This window comes from Nocardiopsis sp. CC223A, from assembly GCF_030766825.1.
Lineage (GTDB): Bacteria > Actinomycetota > Actinomycetes > Streptosporangiales > Streptosporangiaceae > Nocardiopsis.
Window position 1 is genome coordinate 1 of sequence record NZ_JASFDV010000117.1, and the last position, 16,444, is coordinate 16,444.

14 protein-coding genes and 1 pseudogene are annotated in these 16,444 nt (G+C 75.0%); 6 read left to right on the forward strand and 9 right to left on the reverse strand.

Annotation, left to right across the window (positions count from 1 at the left end):
- Positions 1-7 precede the first annotated feature (7 nt).
- Both QJS33_RS29130 and QJS33_RS29135 read right to left on the reverse strand, forming a co-directional pair.
- Entirely contained in the window at positions 8-931 is a 924-nt protein-coding gene (locus QJS33_RS29130) for a carbohydrate ABC transporter permease (RefSeq protein WP_306371285.1), read from the reverse strand.
- 165 nt (positions 932-1,096) lie between these two features.
- Positions 1,097-2,143 carry a LacI family DNA-binding transcriptional regulator gene (locus tag QJS33_RS29135; protein WP_306371298.1) on the reverse strand — a complete coding sequence of 349 codons (1,047 nt, stop codon included), beginning with the start codon at positions 2,141-2,143 and terminating at the stop codon, positions 1,097-1,099.
- 415 nt (positions 2,144-2,558) lie between these two features.
- Here QJS33_RS29135 and QJS33_RS29140 point away from each other — a divergent pair, with 415 nt between their 5' ends.
- Positions 2,559-4,406, forward strand: a complete 1,848-nt coding sequence (locus tag QJS33_RS29140) for a DNA/RNA non-specific endonuclease (RefSeq protein WP_306371286.1) — start codon at positions 2,559-2,561, stop codon at positions 4,404-4,406.
- Positions 4,407-4,492: 86 nt separating this feature from the next.
- Here the strand turns inward: QJS33_RS29140 and QJS33_RS29145 are convergent.
- A pseudogene (locus QJS33_RS29145) lies at positions 4,493-4,981 on the reverse strand (class F sortase); the annotation flags it as partial.
- 443 nt (positions 4,982-5,424) lie between these two features.
- On the reverse strand, positions 5,425-6,108 hold the full coding sequence (locus QJS33_RS29150) for an HAD-IA family hydrolase (RefSeq protein WP_306371287.1): 684 nt from the start codon (positions 6,106-6,108) through the stop codon (positions 5,425-5,427).
- Between the two features lie 67 nt (positions 6,109-6,175).
- Between QJS33_RS29150 and QJS33_RS29155 the strand changes: the two genes are divergently transcribed.
- Together QJS33_RS29155 and QJS33_RS29160 are read left to right on the forward strand one after the other, a co-directional pair.
- Complete coding sequence (locus QJS33_RS29155; RefSeq protein WP_306371288.1) at positions 6,176-7,369, forward strand: ROK family protein; 1,194 nt, start codon at positions 6,176-6,178, stop codon at positions 7,367-7,369.
- A 174-nt stretch (positions 7,370-7,543) separates the two neighbouring features.
- Positions 7,544-9,055: a sodium:alanine symporter family protein gene (locus QJS33_RS29160; protein WP_306371289.1), complete on the forward strand. Its 1,512-nt coding sequence runs from the start codon at positions 7,544-7,546 to the stop codon at positions 9,053-9,055.
- 61 nt (positions 9,056-9,116) lie between these two features.
- On the opposite strand, the gene QJS33_RS29165 is transcribed toward QJS33_RS29160, so the two are convergent.
- The 5 genes from QJS33_RS29165 to QJS33_RS29185 all read right to left on the reverse strand — a co-directional run bounded on the left by QJS33_RS29165 (position 9,117) and on the right by QJS33_RS29185 (position 13,852).
- Entirely contained in the window at positions 9,117-10,334 is a 1,218-nt protein-coding gene (locus tag QJS33_RS29165) for a glycosyltransferase (protein WP_306371290.1), read from the reverse strand.
- Positions 10,331-10,804, reverse strand: a complete 474-nt coding sequence (locus tag QJS33_RS29170) for a GbsR/MarR family transcriptional regulator (protein WP_306371291.1) — start codon at positions 10,802-10,804, stop codon at positions 10,331-10,333. The genes QJS33_RS29165 and QJS33_RS29170 overlap by 4 nt, the downstream gene beginning before the upstream one ends.
- Positions 10,805-10,911: 107 nt before the next feature.
- Positions 10,912-12,414, reverse strand: a complete 1,503-nt coding sequence (locus QJS33_RS29175) for a hypothetical protein (RefSeq protein WP_306371292.1) — start codon at positions 12,412-12,414, stop codon at positions 10,912-10,914.
- A complete protein-coding gene (locus tag QJS33_RS29180) occupies positions 12,411-13,265 on the reverse strand; it encodes an ABC transporter ATP-binding protein (RefSeq protein WP_306371293.1) in 855 nt (284 codons plus the stop codon). The genes QJS33_RS29175 and QJS33_RS29180 overlap by 4 nt, the downstream gene beginning before the upstream one ends.
- On the reverse strand, positions 13,262-13,852 hold the full coding sequence (locus QJS33_RS29185; RefSeq protein WP_306371294.1) for a TetR/AcrR family transcriptional regulator: 591 nt from the start codon (positions 13,850-13,852) through the stop codon (positions 13,262-13,264). The genes QJS33_RS29180 and QJS33_RS29185 overlap by 4 nt, the downstream gene beginning before the upstream one ends.
- A 378-nt stretch (positions 13,853-14,230) precedes the next feature.
- Here QJS33_RS29185 and QJS33_RS29190 point away from each other — a divergent pair, with 378 nt between their 5' ends.
- From QJS33_RS29190 to QJS33_RS29200, 3 genes are all read left to right on the forward strand, one after another.
- Complete coding sequence (locus tag QJS33_RS29190; RefSeq protein ID WP_306371295.1) at positions 14,231-14,785, forward strand: hypothetical protein; 555 nt, start codon at positions 14,231-14,233, stop codon at positions 14,783-14,785.
- Positions 14,786-14,817: 32 nt separating this feature from the next.
- On the forward strand, positions 14,818-15,432 hold the full coding sequence (locus QJS33_RS29195; RefSeq protein WP_306371296.1) for a TetR/AcrR family transcriptional regulator: 615 nt from the start codon (positions 14,818-14,820) through the stop codon (positions 15,430-15,432).
- A partial coding sequence (locus tag QJS33_RS29200) for a glycosyltransferase (protein WP_306371297.1) occupies positions 15,429-16,444 on the forward strand: 1,016 nt, incomplete at its 3' end. The genes QJS33_RS29195 and QJS33_RS29200, both read left to right, overlap by 4 nt.

Below are 16,444 nucleotides of genomic sequence, written 5' to 3' on the forward strand. Positions count from 1 at the left end.
CCCATGTTCACACCGCCCTTCGCATGCCGAACAGCTGCACGGCGTAGGCGATGGCCATGGTCAGCAGTCCCATGGTGATCGCCACCGCCGCCGCGTAGTTCTGCTGCTGGCCGGAGAAGGCCAGCGTGTAGGTGTACAGGTTCGGCGTGTAGCCGGAGGTGATGGCGTTGGGCGCGAGGTTGCGCAGGATGCTGGGCTCGTTGAACAGCTGGAAGCTGCCGATGACGGAGAAGACGGCGGCGATCACCAGGGCCCCGCGCAGGGCGGGGAGCTTGACGGCGGTGATCACCCGGAGCTGTCCGGCGCCGTCGACCTCGGCCGCCTCGTACAGCTCGTGCGGCACGGTGCGCAGCGCCGAGTAGAGGATGAGCATGTTGTAGCCGACGAACTGCCAGGTCACGATGTTGCCGATGGAGGCGAGGACGAGCCCGGGGGAGAGCGGGTCGGGCAGGGAGACCCCCAGCAGGTCGTTGGCGTTGCCCACCAGCCCGAACCGGGTGCCGTACATGAAGCCCCACATCAGGGTGGCCACCACGGCGGGGACGGCGTAGGGGAGGAAGATCGAGATCCGGAAGAAGTCCCGCCCGTAGAGCCGGCCGCTGTCCAGGGCCAGCGCCAGCAGCAGGGACAGGAACAGCATGATCGGCACCTGGACGGCGAGGAAGAGCGTCACCCGGGACGCCCCGTCCCAGAACACCGGGTCGGTGAGGGCGGTGGTGTAGTTGTCCGGGCCGACGAAGGAGGTGCCGCCGACCAGCCGGTCGCGGTACAGGCTCAGGTACAGCGAGTAGGCGATCGGGGCTACGAAGACCAGGGCGAAGACCACTGCGAACGGGGCGAGGAAACCCCATCCCGTCCACCGCCGCCCGAGCCCGCCCCGGGCCGGGGGTCTGCGTACGGGGGGTGCGGTGCCTGGGGGTGCGGGCGTCATCGGCGTCCTTCGGGGGAGCACTCCGTGCCGACCGGCCAGGGCGCCCCGAGGCCGGGGAGCGTGGTGGACACCGAGCGATGTTTGCGTAAACATTCCGGTGTCGGGAGTGTTGCACCGGTGTTGCCCGCGGTCAAGGGGGGAAACGGGAAAGCCGTGGGCGCGGGCTCAGCCCCGGGGCGGCGGAGCGGTGCTCGCGCGCACCACCAGCTCGGTGGGCACCAGGGTGGTCCCCCGTCCTGCGCCCCCGCCGCGCAGCAGGCCGAGCGCCCCGGTCACGAGCCGGCGCCCCACCTCGTGGAAGTCCTGGCGGATGGTGGTCAGCGGCGGCAGGAACGCCCCCGCCTCCGGGATGTCGTCGAACCCCACCACGCTCACCTGCCCGGGGACCGCCCTGCCGCTCTCGTGCAGCGCCCGCAGCAGGCCCAGCGCCATCTGGTCGTTGGCGGCGAACACCGCCGTGCACTCGGGGTCGGCCGCCAACTCCAGGCCCAGGCGGTAGCCGCTCTCGGCCGACCAGTCGCCGTGCAGCGGTTCGCGCACGGGGCACCCCCGCTCCAGCAGGGTCTCCCGCCAGGCCCGGGCCCGGCGCTCGGCCGCGAAGGACTGCTCCGGCCCGGCCAGGTGCCGCACCGTGCGGTGGCCCAGCTCCAGCAGGTGCAGCACCGCCGCCCGCGCCCCGCCCGCCTGGTCGGTGTCCACCACGCTGTACCGGTCGTCGGCGTCGGAGTCGGCGACGATCACCTGGAGCCCGGGGGCCAGCTGGACCGCGGCGGCGTCCAGCAGGTGGACCTCCATGATGACGATGACGGCGTCCACGGCGAGTTCGCCCAGCCGGGTGAAGGCGCCCAGCACCTCGTCCTGGGTGGGCACGGCCACGGGGATGAGCGTGATCGCGTACCCCTCGTGGGCGGCGGAGGTGGCGATCGCCTCCAGGGTGCGCACGGTGCCCGTGGTGGACAGGGTGAACACGATGACGCCGAGCGTGCGGAACTCACCGCGCTTGAGGGCGCGGGCTGCGCTGTTGGGGCGGTAGCCGAGCTCGCGCATGGCGGCCAGCACCCGTTCCCGGGTCCGCGGGACCACGCTGGGGCTGCCGTTGGAGACCCGGGACACCGTCTGCGAGGAGACCCCCGCCAACCGGGCCACGTCCGCCATGGAGACCCGGGCGCCGCGTCCCCGCACCCGCGCCGCGACCTCACCGCCGTCGGACATCCTCACGCCCCGTACCCGCGGCCGCGCCCCGGGTGGGCGCCGGCCTTGCTCGACGGCGCTCAGTGTAGCGGGGGCCGCCCGCGGCCCCGGGGCTCCCCGGCCGCCGTGCGCGGACACCCCGGTCCGCGCTCCGGCCGCGCGGCCCGGGGCGGGGCCACCGCTCGTGCCCGGGTGCTCCGGGAACACGGAACGCCCCGGTCCCGGGGGTCCGGGGCAGGGGTGTTCCGCGCCGGTCCATTCCCCGCTGTCCTGTTCCGGTCCGCTTGCTGTACGGAAGATCCCGTTCTGTTCTACTGGGAATCGGAAAGCCCGGAGCGGTCCTCGCCGAGCCCCCGCGGACGCGGCGCGAGCCGCCCCCACCGGACCGCTGCGGCCGGGCGCCCGGTGGCACCGGTTCCGTGAAGGAGATCCCGTCATGGTCACCCAGAACAGCGACCCCGCCGACCGGGACCGGCTCATCGCCGCCCTGCGCAGGTACATCCGCACCCACGGGGCGGCGTACCTGGACGACCCGAACGTGTCCTCGGTCGGCATCGGCCACCGGGTCAGGGACGGCGAGCAGAGCGACCGGATCGCACTCCAGTTCACGGTCGGCCGCAAGGCCCGACCGGAGGAACTGGAGGCGCTGGGCACGCGGATGCTCCCGAAGTCGGTCGTGGTGGACGGCGTCGAGGTGCCCACCGACGTGCTCGAACGCAGCTACACACCGCAGTTCCGGGTCGTGGCCCAAACGGAGGGCCCGGTGCGCAAGCGGCGCCTGGACCCGATCCTGCCGGGAGCGAGCGTCGGCCACGTCACCGTCTCGGCGGGCACCATCGGCTGCATCGTCTACGACCGCCACAACGGCACCCCCTACATCCTGAGCAACTGGCACGTGCTGCACGGGTCGGACGGCGCGCTGGGCGAGGACGTCGTGCAGCCGGGGCGGCACGACGACGACCGCGTCCACCGCAACCGCCTCGGCGCGCTCGCACGCTCGCACCTGGGCGTGGCGGGCGACTGCGCGGTGGCCACCATCGAGGACCGCCGCTTCCTCCCGGGGATCCTCGAACTCGACGTCGTCCCGCAGGAGCTGGGCGAGCCCGAGCTCGGCGACAGGGTGGTCAAGAGCGGCCGCACCACCGGCGTCACGCACGGCGTGGTGCGGCGTATCGACACCCTCGTCTCGCTCGACTACGGCGGCTCGGCGGGGCGGCGGATCGTCGGCGGCTTCGAGATCGGCCCGGACCCCGACCGCCTCCCCGCCGACGGGGAGATCAGCATGGGCGGCGACTCGGGCTCGGTGTGGATGTTCACGGGTGCCGACGGCCGGCCGGGCACGGTCCTGGCGGGCCTGCACTTCGCGGGCGAGGGCAGGCACGACCCGGACGAGCACGCACTGGCCTGCCTGTCGACCTCGGTGTTCGAGAAGCTGGAGATCGGCCTGCGGCCGCCCGACCCCGACGAGGTGGAGGCCGCGCGGGGGTACGACCCCGCCTTCCTGGCGGAGCGCGTCGAGGTCCCGCGGCTCACCGCGGCGATCAGGGACGACGCGGTGCTGCTGGACGGGTCCGAGGTCATCCCCTACACGCACTTCTCGCTCGCGCTGAGCGCCTCGCGCGGGTTCGCGTTCTGGGCGGCCTGGAACATCGACGGCGGCGGAATCCGACGGCTCAGCCGCAGGGGCATCCCGTTCGCCAAGGACCCGCGGCTCCCGGACGGGGCCCAGGTCGGCAACGAGCTGTACAAGGCCAACCGGCTGGACCGGGGTCACCTGGCCCGCCGTTCCGACCTGCTCTGGGGCGGCCCGGCGGAGGCGGCCCAGGCCAACACGGACTCGTTCTTCTACACCAACATCACGCCGCAGGCGGACGACTTCAACCAGAGCGGCCGGGGCGGGCTGTGGGGGCGGCTGGAGGACGCCGTGTTCGCGGACGCGGAGGTCGACGGCCTGCGGGTGAGCGTGTTCGGCGGGCCGGTCCTGGGGGAGGACGACCGCGTCTACCGGGGGGTGCGGATCCCGCGCGAGTACTGGAAGGTCATCGCCCACACCGAACACGGGCGGCTCAAGGTCGCTGCGTTCGTGCTGACGCAGAACCTCGACCGGCTCGAAGTGCTGGAGCTGGACGAGTTCCGTGTGCACCAGGTGACGCTGGGCGAGGTGGAGGAGCGCTGCCACCTGCTGTTCCCGGCCGCGCTGCGCGCAGCCGAGACCCCGGTGGCACCCGAGTCCCTGGAGGAACGCGAGCCGCTGGCGAGTCTCGCCGACATCCGCTGGAGCTGACCGGGGGGTCCTCACCGCGGGCCCGGCACCGAAGCCTCCCCGACCACGGGGAGCAGGCCCCGGCCGTGGCGCGAGGGCGTGCGCCGTCATTCCGGGCCGGGCACCTCGGCGGCCCCGGAGGCCGCCGGGTCCCCGGTGAGGGCGGCGAAGACCACGATGTTGTCCGTGTAGTGGCCGGTGGCGGCGTCGAAGTCGCCACCGCACGTGATGAGCCGCAGTTCGGGGCGTTCGGTGTCCCCGTAGACCTCCTCCGTCGGGAAGTCGTCCTTGGCGTGGTGCTCCACCGCGTAGACGGTGAAGTCCACCACGGCGCCGTCGGCGCGTTCGACCGAGACGGTGTCCTGCTCCCGCAGCCCGCCCAGCCGGTGGAAGACGGCCGGTCCGGTCGGGGAGTCCAGATGGCCCGCCAGCACGGCGGGCCCCTCCTGTCCGGGCGCGGCACCCCGCGAGTACCACCCGACGGCGTCCCACTCCTGCGGAGCCTCCAGACGGCGGTCGTGGCTCAGGCCGAGTTCGACCATGTGCGAGGTGCGCAGGCCGATCGCCGGAGCGGCCAGGGCCGTGGGAGCCGATCTCCCCTGCGCGGCGGATGCCTCGGCCCGTGCCGATGCACCCGTCCGGGCCGGGGCATCTTCGGCTCGTCCGGCCGTGCCATGCCGATGCCCGGCACGCCCGGGCCGCCGTCGTGCTGGACGGGTTCCACCGCCGGCCGCTCACGGAGGGCAAGCGGACGGCTTATCCGGCCGCCGACATCGAGCGGGCCAGGCCGGGCGGCCGTTCGGCGGGGTAGGGGCGGGTGGCGTTCGGGTAGGGCGGGTGTGCCGGGGTGCGGTGTTCTCTGCGGGGTGCCGGTGTCGGTGTCAGGGGTTGGGGTGGTGGGGCCAGTGGAGGCGGGCGCCGCCGTGCCCGGCGGCGTCGGCGCCGACCACGCGCAGGTCCGGGACGCGGGTGGCGTTCGGGTAGGGCGGGTGTGCCGGGGTGCGGTGTTCTCTGCGGGGTGCCGGTGCCGGTCTCGGTGTCAGGGGTTGGGGTGGTGGGGCCAGTGGAGGCGGGCGCCGCCGTGCCCGGCGGCGTCGGCGCCGACCACGCGCAGGTCCGGGACGCGGTCCAGGCCGCGGGTGGCGGGCGAGCGGTGGGAGCCGACCACCAGTGTGCGCGCGCCCGAGGCCAGCCCCGCGAGGATGCCCGCCTCGGCGTCCTCCAGGACGAGGCAGCGGTCCGGGGCGACGCCCAGGCGCGCGGCCGCGGCCACGTACCCGGCCGGGTCGGGTTTGCCCGCGGCCACGTCCTCGGCGGCGACGAGCACCCCGGGCAGGGGGAGGCCCGCGGCGGCCAGGCGCGCCTCGGCCAGCGGGCGCGAGGCGGAGGTCACGACGGCCGTGCGGGCGCCGCGCAACCGTTCCAGCAGGCGGCGCGCGCCGGGGATCTCGGTGATGCCGTCGGTGCGCGTGGTCTCCTCCCGTTCGAGCTCCTCGGCGACCGCTTCCGGGTCGTGCCCCGGCGGCAGGAAGCGGGCCAGGGTGTCCTCGGTCCGGCGCCCGTGCGAGTACGCGAGCAGGTCGGCGAGCACGAGTCCGTGGCGGTCGGCGAACCGGGCCCACACGTCCTCCACCGCCCGGGTGGAGTCCACGAGGGTGCCGTCCATGTCGAACAGCACCGCCTCGACCTCCAGTGCGGTGCGGCCGGTCGGGTCCGTGCTCATCGGGCCTCCCTGAGATACTTTTACTCGGAGCACGAGTATATTTCCCCGGAAGAATGGAGCACCAGCCGTGGCCGGAGACCGGATGTCCCGTTCGGCGCGCCTGCGGTGGTCCACGGCCTCGGAACTGCTGCGCCTGGTGTACGCCGAACCCGGGATCACCCGCACCGCGGCCTGCGAACGCCTGGCCCTGGCCAGCGGCGCGGCCACCGAGCTGATCGAGCGGCTGCGCGGCGCCCGCCTGCTGGCCGAGCACCGCGCCGACCGGGGCGGGCCCGGCCGCCCGACCACCGTGCTGGGCCCCCACCCGCGGGGCCCGCTCGCGGCCGTCGTGGACCTGAGCGCCGCGGGGTGGCGCGTCCTCCTGGGCGACCTCGCCGGTGCCCTGACCGAGGCCGCCGCGGGATCCTACGGGGATCGGGAGCCCGCGGGTTTCCTGCCGGAGGTCGCCGGGGCGGTCGGCGCCGCGGTGCGCCGCGAGCCCGGCCGGGTCGGGGCGGTGGTCGCCGCGGTCGCGGGTGCCGTGAGCGGAACACGGTTGTTGCAGTTCTCCACCCGCGGCTGGCACGCGGCCGACCTGGGCGTCCTGGCGGGCGGCCCGGGCGTCCCGCTGCTGGTGGGCAACGACGCGACGCTCGGCGGCATCGCGGAGGCGCGCGGGGGCGCCGTCCGCGGGGCGCGCGCCGCGCTGCACATCCTGGTCGCGGTCGGTGTCGGGGGAGCGCTGCTGGTGGACGGACGCCCGGTGACGGGCGCGCGCGGGGCCGGGGGCGAGTACGGGCACCTGCCCCTGGGCGATCCGGACCTGGCCTGCCCCTGCGGGGCACGGGGCTGCTGGGACCTCATGGTGGACGGCCGCGCCCTGGCCCGCCACCGGGGCGACCCGGTGCCGCGGGACCCGTTCGCCTACGGGCGGAACGTGCTGGACGCCGTCCGCTCCGGGAAGGCGCCGGACCGCGACCGGCGGGCGGTCGAGCGCACCGCGCGGGCCCTCGGGGCGGGGATCGCGGGGCTGGTCAACCTGCACGACCCCGACGCGGTCACCCTCGCCGGACTGGCGCCCGGGCTGCGGGCCGGGGCCCCGGAGGCCTTCGCCGACGCCTACCGCGGCGGCCTCATGGCGTTCCACCGCGCCGACCCGCCGCCCGTGGCCGACGCGGTCCACGGCGCCGACGGGCCGGTCCGGGGCGCCCTCGCCCTGGGTTTCGACGAGATCACCGGACCGGCCGCGCTGGCCCGCTGGGGGGCGCACAGGACCCGTTGAGTCTCCCCTTCGGGGTGATGCGGATGACGTGCTGATTATCACCTTTGGTGGTGATTCTGTTACGTTTCCCTGTCGTCTTTTCGCGTGTCCCCACCCTCGGCCGGGAACCCGGCCGAGGACAGTGGCGAGAGCGGCTCCCATCGGTTCGTCCCCACCTGCGTGGAAAGAGAAAATTTGAACGCGGTCAATGACGCCATCGTCGCCGTCAACGACGTCTTCTGGAGCTGGCTGCTCATCCCCCTGCTCATCGTCCTCGCGCTGTACTTCACGGTGCGCTCGGGGATCGTGCAGCTGCGCCTGCTCCCCGAGATGTTCCGGGTCCTGCGCGGCAGCCCCGGCCTGGCCCCCGACGGCAAGAAGGAGATCTCCTCCTTCCAGGCCTTCGCGATCTCGGCCGCCTCCCGGGTCGGCACCGGCAACATCGTCGGTGTGGCCACCGCCATCATGCTCGGCGGGCCGGGCGCGGTCTTCTGGATGTGGGCGATGGCCACCATCCTGGGCGCCGCCGCCTTCGTGGAGTCCACCCTGGCCCAGCTGTACAAGGTGCGCACCGGGACCGGGTTCCGTGGCGGGCCCGCCTACTACATGCAGCACGGGCTCCGCGCCCGGTGGATGGGCGTGCTGTTCGCGGTCATCATCACCGTCACCTTCAGCCTGGTCTTCAACTCGGTGCAGTCCAACAGCATCGCCGGGGCCGTCTCCACCTCCGCCGGGGCGCTGGGGCTGTCCGGCGGGTGGCCGCTCGACGCCGCCATCGGTCTGGCCCTGGTCGCCCTCACCGGCGCGGTGATCTTCGGCGGGGTGCGCCGCATCGCCACCGTCGCCCAGTCCCTGGTCCCGCTGATGGCGATCCTCTACATCGTCATCGGCGTCGCCGTGGTCGTCCTGAACATCGGCGAGGTCCCGCGCGTGGTCGGCGACATCCTCGCCGGGGCGTTCGGCCTGCGCGAGTTCGTGTCCGGCGGCGTGGGCCTGGCCGTCCTCCAGGGGATGCGCCGGGGCATGTTCTCCAACGAGGCCGGCCTGGGCTCGGCGCCCAACGCCGGCGCCACCGCGTCGGTCTCCCACCCGGTGAAGCAGGGCCTGGTGCAGACCCTGGGCGTGTACTTCGACACCTGGGTGGTGTGCTCGGTGACCGCGTTCATCGTGCTCGTCTCCAACCCCGTGTACGGGGAGGCGAGCGGCGCGGAGGTCACCCAGCAGGCGCTCCAGGGCTCACTGGGCGACTGGTCCGTCCACGCCCTCACGGTCATCCTGTTCCTGCTGGCGTACACGTCGGTGCTGGGCAACTACTACTACGGCGAGTCCAACCTGGAGTTCCTGGGCGGACACTCCGCGGCCATGTTCGTGTTCCGCTGTACCGTGCTGGGCGCGGTGTTCCTGGGCGCGGTCGCCCCGCTGACCGTCGTGTGGAACCTCGCCGACGTCTCCATGGGCCTGATGGCCGTGGTGAACCTGGTGGCCCTGGCGCCGCTGTCGGTGATCGCCTTCCGCCTGCTGGCCGACTACACCGGCCAGCTGCGCCGGGGGCTGGACCCGCAGTTCACGCTGTCCCGGATGCCCGACCTCAAGGGTGTCCAGAGCTGGGGCGAGCCCGACGGGCCGCTGCCCGAGGACGTCGACCGCCGGACCGGTTCGGCGCCCGCCGACCCGGCCCGGGTGCCGACCGAACGCGGTGAGGACTGACCGTTCGCCCTCCGGCGCCCCGCCCCACCGCCCGGTGGGGCGGGGCGCCGCGCTCTCCGGCTCAGACCGCCGCCGCGAGCACGCGTTCGACGACGCGGTCCGCCGCCGCGGCCTCCTCCTGCGCGACGGCTCCGGCCAGTTCCCCCGCCCGGCCGGAGCATGCCAGGGCGCGGTCGATCGCGGCGGCCAGGCGCTCCGGGGTGAGCCTCCCGGTCAGCGGGGCGGGGCCCGCCCCGGTCCGGTGGACCCGGTCGCCCCAGAACCACTGGTCCCCGACGAACGGCCGCACGGCCTGGGGGACACCGGCGCGCATCGCGGCGGCGACGGTCCCCGCCCCGCCGTGGTGCACCGCCGCCGCCACGTGCGGCAGCAGCAGGTCGTGCGGGACCTCGTCCACCACCAGAACGTCGTCCCAGGGCGCGGAACCGGGGGAGAGGGCGCCCCAGCCGGTGGCCAGCACCGCGCGGCGCCCGCTGCGCCGCACCCCCTCGACGACCGTGCGGGTGAGCCCGGCCGGGTCCCCGTGCACGGTGCTGCCGAAGCCGACGTACACCGGCGGCCCGCCTGCCCGGAGGAAGCGCACCAGTTCCCCGGGCAGGGAGCGGCCCTGTCCGGGCGGCAGGTGCAGGGCGCCCAGGGGTGCGGCGGCGGTCGGCCAGTCGGCCGGTGCGGGCAGCAGGTGGCGGCTCCAGGCGTGCACGGCCCCGCTGGAGGCGATGCGCTCCGGCAGGGCCGGGGCCGGCCCCAGGCCCAGCTTCTCCGCGCGCCAGCGGCGCAGCATCCGCCGGTAGGGAGCCTCCACCGCCGCGGCCAGCCGCCAGCTCGCCCGGTTGGCCGCGGCGGGCGGGCGGAAGGGCAGCAGCGGGGAGGCGAACTCCCGGGTCGGCGTGTACAGCGGGATCGCCAGGAGCGGGACCGCGGGCACCCCCAGCCGGTCCGCGAGGTCGGCCGCCCCCAGCGCCTTGGGGGCGAAGACGACGACGTCGCACGCGGTCCCCGCCAGCCCGGCCACGTCGTCCAGCCAGGCCCGCAGGGCCGGGGCGACCCGGCGCGCCGAGGTGAGGGCGGCCAGGGTCCCGCGGCCGGCGAGTTCGTCCTGGAGCGCGAGCGTCCCCTCGTCCAGTGCGGCGAAGTCCACCCCGTGCCGGGAGACGAGCGGGGCGAACCGGCCGGGCGCCGCGAGCACGGCGTCGTGGCCCCGCCGCCGCAGGGCGAGGGCCAGGGCCGTGAACGGCTGGACGTCGCCCCTGCTCCCGGTGGTGACGATCAGCGCCCTCATCGCCCGCGCTCCTGCTTGACCCGGTCCCATTCGTCGAGCAGGTCCGGGAACCGGTCGGCCATGAACCCGTACATGTCCCGCATCAGCTCCAGCCGTTCGCGGCGGCGGGGGTCGTCCCCCACCGCGGCCAGCCCGCGTTCGGCGAGGGCGCGGAAGCGGTCGAACTCGGCCATCTTGGCCCGGAACGCACGCTGGAAGACGTCGTCGGCGAGCCGGTACCGGTCCCGCCGCCCCCCGGGGCGCCGGAACCGCTCCACCAGGCCCGCCTGCTCCAGCCTGCGCAGGGAGACGCTCATGCTGCTCTTGGCCACGCCCAGTGCCTCGCACAGGGCCGGGGCGTCGGCGTCGTCCTCGGGTGCGCTCAGCAGCCGGCCCATGACGCGGCCCTCGGTCCGGCTCAGCCCCAGGCGCTCGTAGAACAGCCCGGCCTCTTCGACGAAGGCCGCCACGGCCTCTTCCTCTTCGCCCATGCGCACCACATCCATCGTTTTGTTCGGATCATTCCGAACAAAAGGGAATCGGTCAAGGCCGGACGGACGCCCTGCGCCCACCGGGCCGAGGGGACGAGGCCGTGCGGTCAGCCGTTCTCCAGACGCGAACGGGCCCGCCGGACCAGCGGCCACCCGACCGCCGCGGTCCAGGCCGCCCCGGCGAGCAGGCACCACCACGGGTTCAGCGGACCGGCGTCGTAACCGGGCAGGGCGAGCGCCGCCCAGGCCGGCGGCAGGACGGCCGTGGCCAGGTTCCACGGGAAGGGCGCGGCCCAGGCCAGGACGGGGCACAGGACCAGGACGGCCCCGACGGCCTTGGCGACGACCAGCGCCTCCACCGTGTTCTTCGCGAACGCCGCCGTGAGCGCCACCAGCAGCGGGGCCTGGAGGGAGGCCAGCAGCACGGCCGCCACCGGCAGGGGCCCGCCACCGCCCAGCGACGGCCCGCTCAGGGGCAGCGCCACGGCCAGTCCGGCCAGCGACGCCAGCGCCGCCAGCGTCATCCGGTACGCCAGGTAGGCGGGGACGGAGACCGGGGAGGCGCGCAGGACGAGCAGGACCCCGCCGTCGAGCTCCTCGGCCGCCCGCAGCCCCTGGACGAGCCCGAACATCATCGGCACGTGCAGCAGCACCAGCGCCGCGACCAGCGCCGGGGCGTGGGGCCGCAGGTCGAACCCGAAGGCGTCGAGCACGACCCCGGACACCGGCGCGAACAGCAGCCGCAGGGCGAGCGCCAGCAGCGCGGGGGCGCACAGCATCAGCAGGAGGAGGGGGTCGCGGCCGGTGCCGAAGAGGTCCGCTCGGGCGAACCGCACGATCGCCGGCGTCCGCCCGCGGCCGACCGCCCGGGCCGCGGAACGGGGGCGGGCGCGCCCCGGCCGCACCCGCCCCGGCGGCGCCTCCGCTCCGGGGCGGACGAGGAAGGGGCCGAGCACCGCCCACCCCAGCGCGTACACCACGGCCGCCGCGGGCGGGGCGTCGGCGCCCCCGATCAGGCCGGAGCGGATCAGCTCCGCCCCCGCAGTGGTGGGCACCGCGTACAGGAGCGGGTGCGCGAAGACCCCGGTCACGTGCACCAGGGGGACGACGATGAGCGGCGCGGCCACGAGCGGCAGCACCAGCAGGAAGCGCGGCAGGTCCGGGCTGCGCGCCCCGGCGGCCAGGCACGCCGCGGTCAGCAGCACGGACGTGAGCGCCACACCGCCCAGGACGGGCGGGAGCGCCGGCACGAGGTCCCCGGGCCGGTCCCGCAGCGCCGCCACCGCCATGGGCAGGGCGATGAGCAGGGCCAGGGCGGTCAGCGCCGTGAGCCGGGCCGCCGCACCCTCCGCGGGGCGCAGCGGGCTCGCCTCCAGGACCCACCGCGAGCCCTCGACCCGCTCGAAGAGGAGCAGGAAGGCGCCGAAGAGCGCACCGAAGCCCGCGGTGTCGAGGAACAGCAGGTGGGCCGCCACCTCGTCGGCCGAATCGGCCGGGAGGGCGACCAGGGCGAGCGTCCACACCGCACCCAGGGCGGCGGCGACGGCGACGATGCCGTACCTCGCCTGGAGCCGGACCTCCAGCGCGGTGGCGGCGAGCAGCCGGTTCACAGCCGCTCCCGGGTGACCTCGGTGAAGACGTCGGCCAGCGACGCCTCCCGCGTGTGCAGGGTCTCCACGGCGCCCTCCCGGAGCAGCCCCAGGAGTTCGGCGTCGTCGGCCAGGGCCCGGGCCGTGACCTCCCGGACGCCGCCTCCGCGCAGCTCGGCGACGATCCCCGGGCGCCCGTGGCGGAGTTTGAACCCGCGCGGGGAGTCGACGGCGGCGATCCGCCCCCGGACCACGAAGGCCACCCGGTCGCACAGCAGGTCGGCGGTGGCCATGTCGTGGGTGGTGAGGAAGACCGTGCACCCCCGGTCGGCGGCCGCCCGGACGACGTCGCGCACCAGGGCGGCGCGCACCGGGTCCTGCCCGGAGGTGGGCTCGTCCAGGAAGAGGACGTCGGGCCGGTTGACCAGGGCCCGGGCCAGGTTGAGGCGCATGCGCATTCCCTTGGACAGCTCCGACAGGCGCAGGTCGGCCGCCTCGGCCAGGTCCACCCGCTCCAGCAGCTCCGCGGGGTCCTCGACCGGCCCCCGGTACAGGGAGGCGAACGCGGCGAGGTTCTCCCGGGCGGTGAGCCGCCCGAACCCGGCCGGGAGCTCGAACCCCACCCCCACCCGCTCGAAGTAGTCCCGCCCCCAGTCCTCCAGGCGTCGGCCCAGAACGCCCACGTCGCCCCGGTAGCGGCGGACCAGCCGGGTCAGCACCTTCTGCGCGGTCGACTTGCCCGCGCCGCTGGGTCCCAGGAACCCGAACACCTCGCCGTGGCCGACGGTGAAGTCCATGCGGTCGACCGCGGGGGACTCGGCGCCCGGGTAGCGGACCGAGAGGCCCTCGACGGTGACGGCGGGGGCGCTCACGGGCGGGACCCCTGTGCGGGGGCGGGCAGTCCGCGCAGCGCGTGGAACACCCGGTCGATCACGTCGGGCAGTTCGGCCCGCTCGTGGACCTCGCTCCAGGCGATGACGGCCTCGGCCAGGGCCGACGCGCACGCCGCGGCCACGGCCCGGGTCTCCACCCCGGGTTCCTCCCCCTCGGGGGTCAGCCCGCGCTCGAAGGCGGTGCGGGCCGAGGCGAGGTTCTCGCCGATCCGGGCGCGCAGCCCCGGGATCGACAGCAGGAGCCCGACCCGGCCCAGCAGGGCCTCCCGGTGGTGCTCGTAGACCTGCCCGAGCCCGGCCATGGTGGCCCGGTGGACGCGCTCCACGGGGGGCTCGGCGGCGGGGCGGGCACGGACCAGCTCCTCCAGCATGGGGTCGTAGTCGTCGTCCAGGACGACGTCCTCCTTGGTGGGGAAGCACCGGAAGAACGTCATGTGCGAGACCCCGGCCTCGCGCGCGATCTGCGCGACCGTGGTCGCCTCGTAGCCCTGCTCGGCGAAGAGCCGCAGGGCCGCCTCCTGGATGGCGGCCCGGTTCCGTTGCCGCGTGTGCGTCCTGCCGTCCATGCCGCCGCCCGTTCCCGCCACCGAAAATGTTAGTCACTAACATAATACGGCCCGGGGGGTAGCGCCACCCCCGAACCGCTCCTCGGGCGGACGTGCTCCGGGTGGGCGTGGCCCGGCGGCGCGGCGCCCGGCCGCGATCAGGGCCGCCGCCGGGGCGGCGTGCGGCCGCGGCCGGTCCGTCCGGGGCGGAACGGCGTTGACGGTGGTCCGCGACGGGTGACGCGGGTCGTCGGGGTGTCGCTCGTCGCGGTGCGCCCCGGCCGGTAGGGGCCCGGCCGCACGGGCGTGCGGCGCTAAGGGGGCGTCAAATCCTTTGAAAACAAAAGACCAATCTGTTCATATGGTTTCAAGGTTCTTCCGCAACGAAAGGCACCCCCCGTGGAACCGATCACCGACTTCCTCGCCTGGGCCTGGCCGCGCCACCTCAACCCGCTGAGCTGGTACATCCGGCCGCTCTTCTTCCTGCCCATCGCGTACTTCTGCTGGACCAGGCGCCCGGCGGCCCTGGCGCTGACCATCGCCGCCCTGCTGACGAGCTTCTTCTGGTTCCCCGAACCCGAGGAGATCGACCCGGCCATGGCCGGGGTCCTGGAGATGGAGGAGCGGCTGTTCACCGATCCCACCTGGGTCACCTGGGTCGGCCTGGCGATGATCCCGGTGCTGCTCGGCTCCCTGTGCGCCGCCTTCTGGTACCGCTCCCTCGGATGGGGGCTGACCGTCGTCAACGGCGGCCTGGCGCTCAAGATCGGCTGGACCGTCGCCAACTCGGGCACCGACGGCCTGGCCACCCTGCTCCCCCTGGGATCGGGCATGGTGATCATGACCGCCGCCGTCGTCTGGACCGCCCGCCGCCGCGGCCTGCCCCTGTCCCCCACGGGCGGGCGCGGGACCGCGGCCGGGGACGGGCGGCGGTCCGAGACCGCCGCCCGCTGACCGGGCGCACCACCCAAGAGGAGAGGACGCACATGCCACCGGCGTTCACCGGGCAGGAGAAGGCCCGCATCACCGGCCTGCTGATGGAGACGGCCGCCGACCTGTTCACCGCGCGCGGGCTGCGCAAGACCTCCCTGGAGGACCTGGTCGCGCCCGCCGGCATCGCCAAGAGCAGCTTCTACGCGTTCTTCCGGTCCAAGGAGGACCTCTACCTGGAACTGATGCTGGGCCGGATGGCCGACGTCAAGCGGCGGGTGATCGACGAGGCCCTGGGCTCCACCGACGACACCGAGGAGGCCCTGCGCCGCTTCCTGCGCGCCACCCTGGAGGTCCTGGACACCGATCCCCTGTACCGGCGGCTGGTGACCCATCCCGAGGAGATGGACGCGGTCCTGCGCCGGGCCGACTCCGAGCGGCTGACCGCCTTCCCCGACAACCCGGCCAACGGGCTGGCCGCCTTCGTCGCCGCGGCGCTGGAGCGGGGGGACCTGGTGCCCGCCTCCCCGGCGGCCGTGACCGGGGTCCTCCAGGTCGTCATGCTCGTGCCCGTGAACGCCGACCGGCTGGCCGACCCCGCCGCCTACCACCGGACCGTCGACCTGCTCGTCGACGTCATCGCACGCGGTCTCACCGCGCGGAAGGAATGAACGTGCACGCCCTACTGCTCACCCACGGCACCCGAGGCGACGTCCAGCCGTTCCTGGCCCTGGCCCTGGCCCTGCACGCCGCCGGGCACACGGCGACGGTCGCCGGCCCCGAGTCCTACGCCCCGCTGGCCGCCGCGCACGGGGTGGCCTACCACCCCGTCGACGACGGCCCCAACGCCCTCATGGAGGACCCCGACCTGGCAGGGGTCCAGGAGACCGGCCTGCGGGGCCTGCGCGGGGCCGCCCACACCGTCACCCTGCTGCGCGCGATCACCCCGCTCATGCGCCGGGTCTACACCGACATGGCCGCCACCGCCGACTCCGGCGCCGACGTCGTCGTGCACATCCCCGGCATGCCGGGCGGGCACATCGCCGAGCGCCTGGGCGTGCCCGCCGTTCCGGTGGCGCTGCAACCCTCCTGGGTCCCCACCGGCGCCTTCCCCGCCCCCGGCGTGCCCTGGCCGGGATGGGTGCCCGCCCGCTTCAACCGGCTGAGCTTCCGGTTGGCGGTGGCGGCCCTGCGCGGCCAGCGCAGGATCGCCGAGGACCTGCGCCGGGACCTGGGGCTCGCACCCCGGCCCGGCGCCCACGACCCGCTGCGGCGGCCGGACGGGACACCCGCCACCGTGGTCCACGCCTTCAGCCGGTACCTGGTGCCCGCCGACGCGGGCTACCCGTCGTGGGTGCGCACCACCGGGTTCTGGTTCGTCCCCGAGGACGCGGGGGCGGGCCTGCCCGAGCGCGTGGCGGAGTTCCTGGCCGCGGGGGAGCCGCCGGTGTTCGTCGGGTTCAGCAGCCTGCCCACCGCCGACCCGGACGCCACCGGGCGCCACGTGGCCGCGGCCGTCCGGCGGGCGGGGGCCCGTGCGATCATCGCCTCCGGCGGCGGGGGCGTCGCCGCGGCGGACGGCGGGGACGTCCTGGCCGTCGACCAGGTCCCGCACCTCGCCCTGTTCCCGCGCTGCGCCGCGGTGGTCCACCACGCCGGGGCCGGCACCACCGGGGCCGCCCT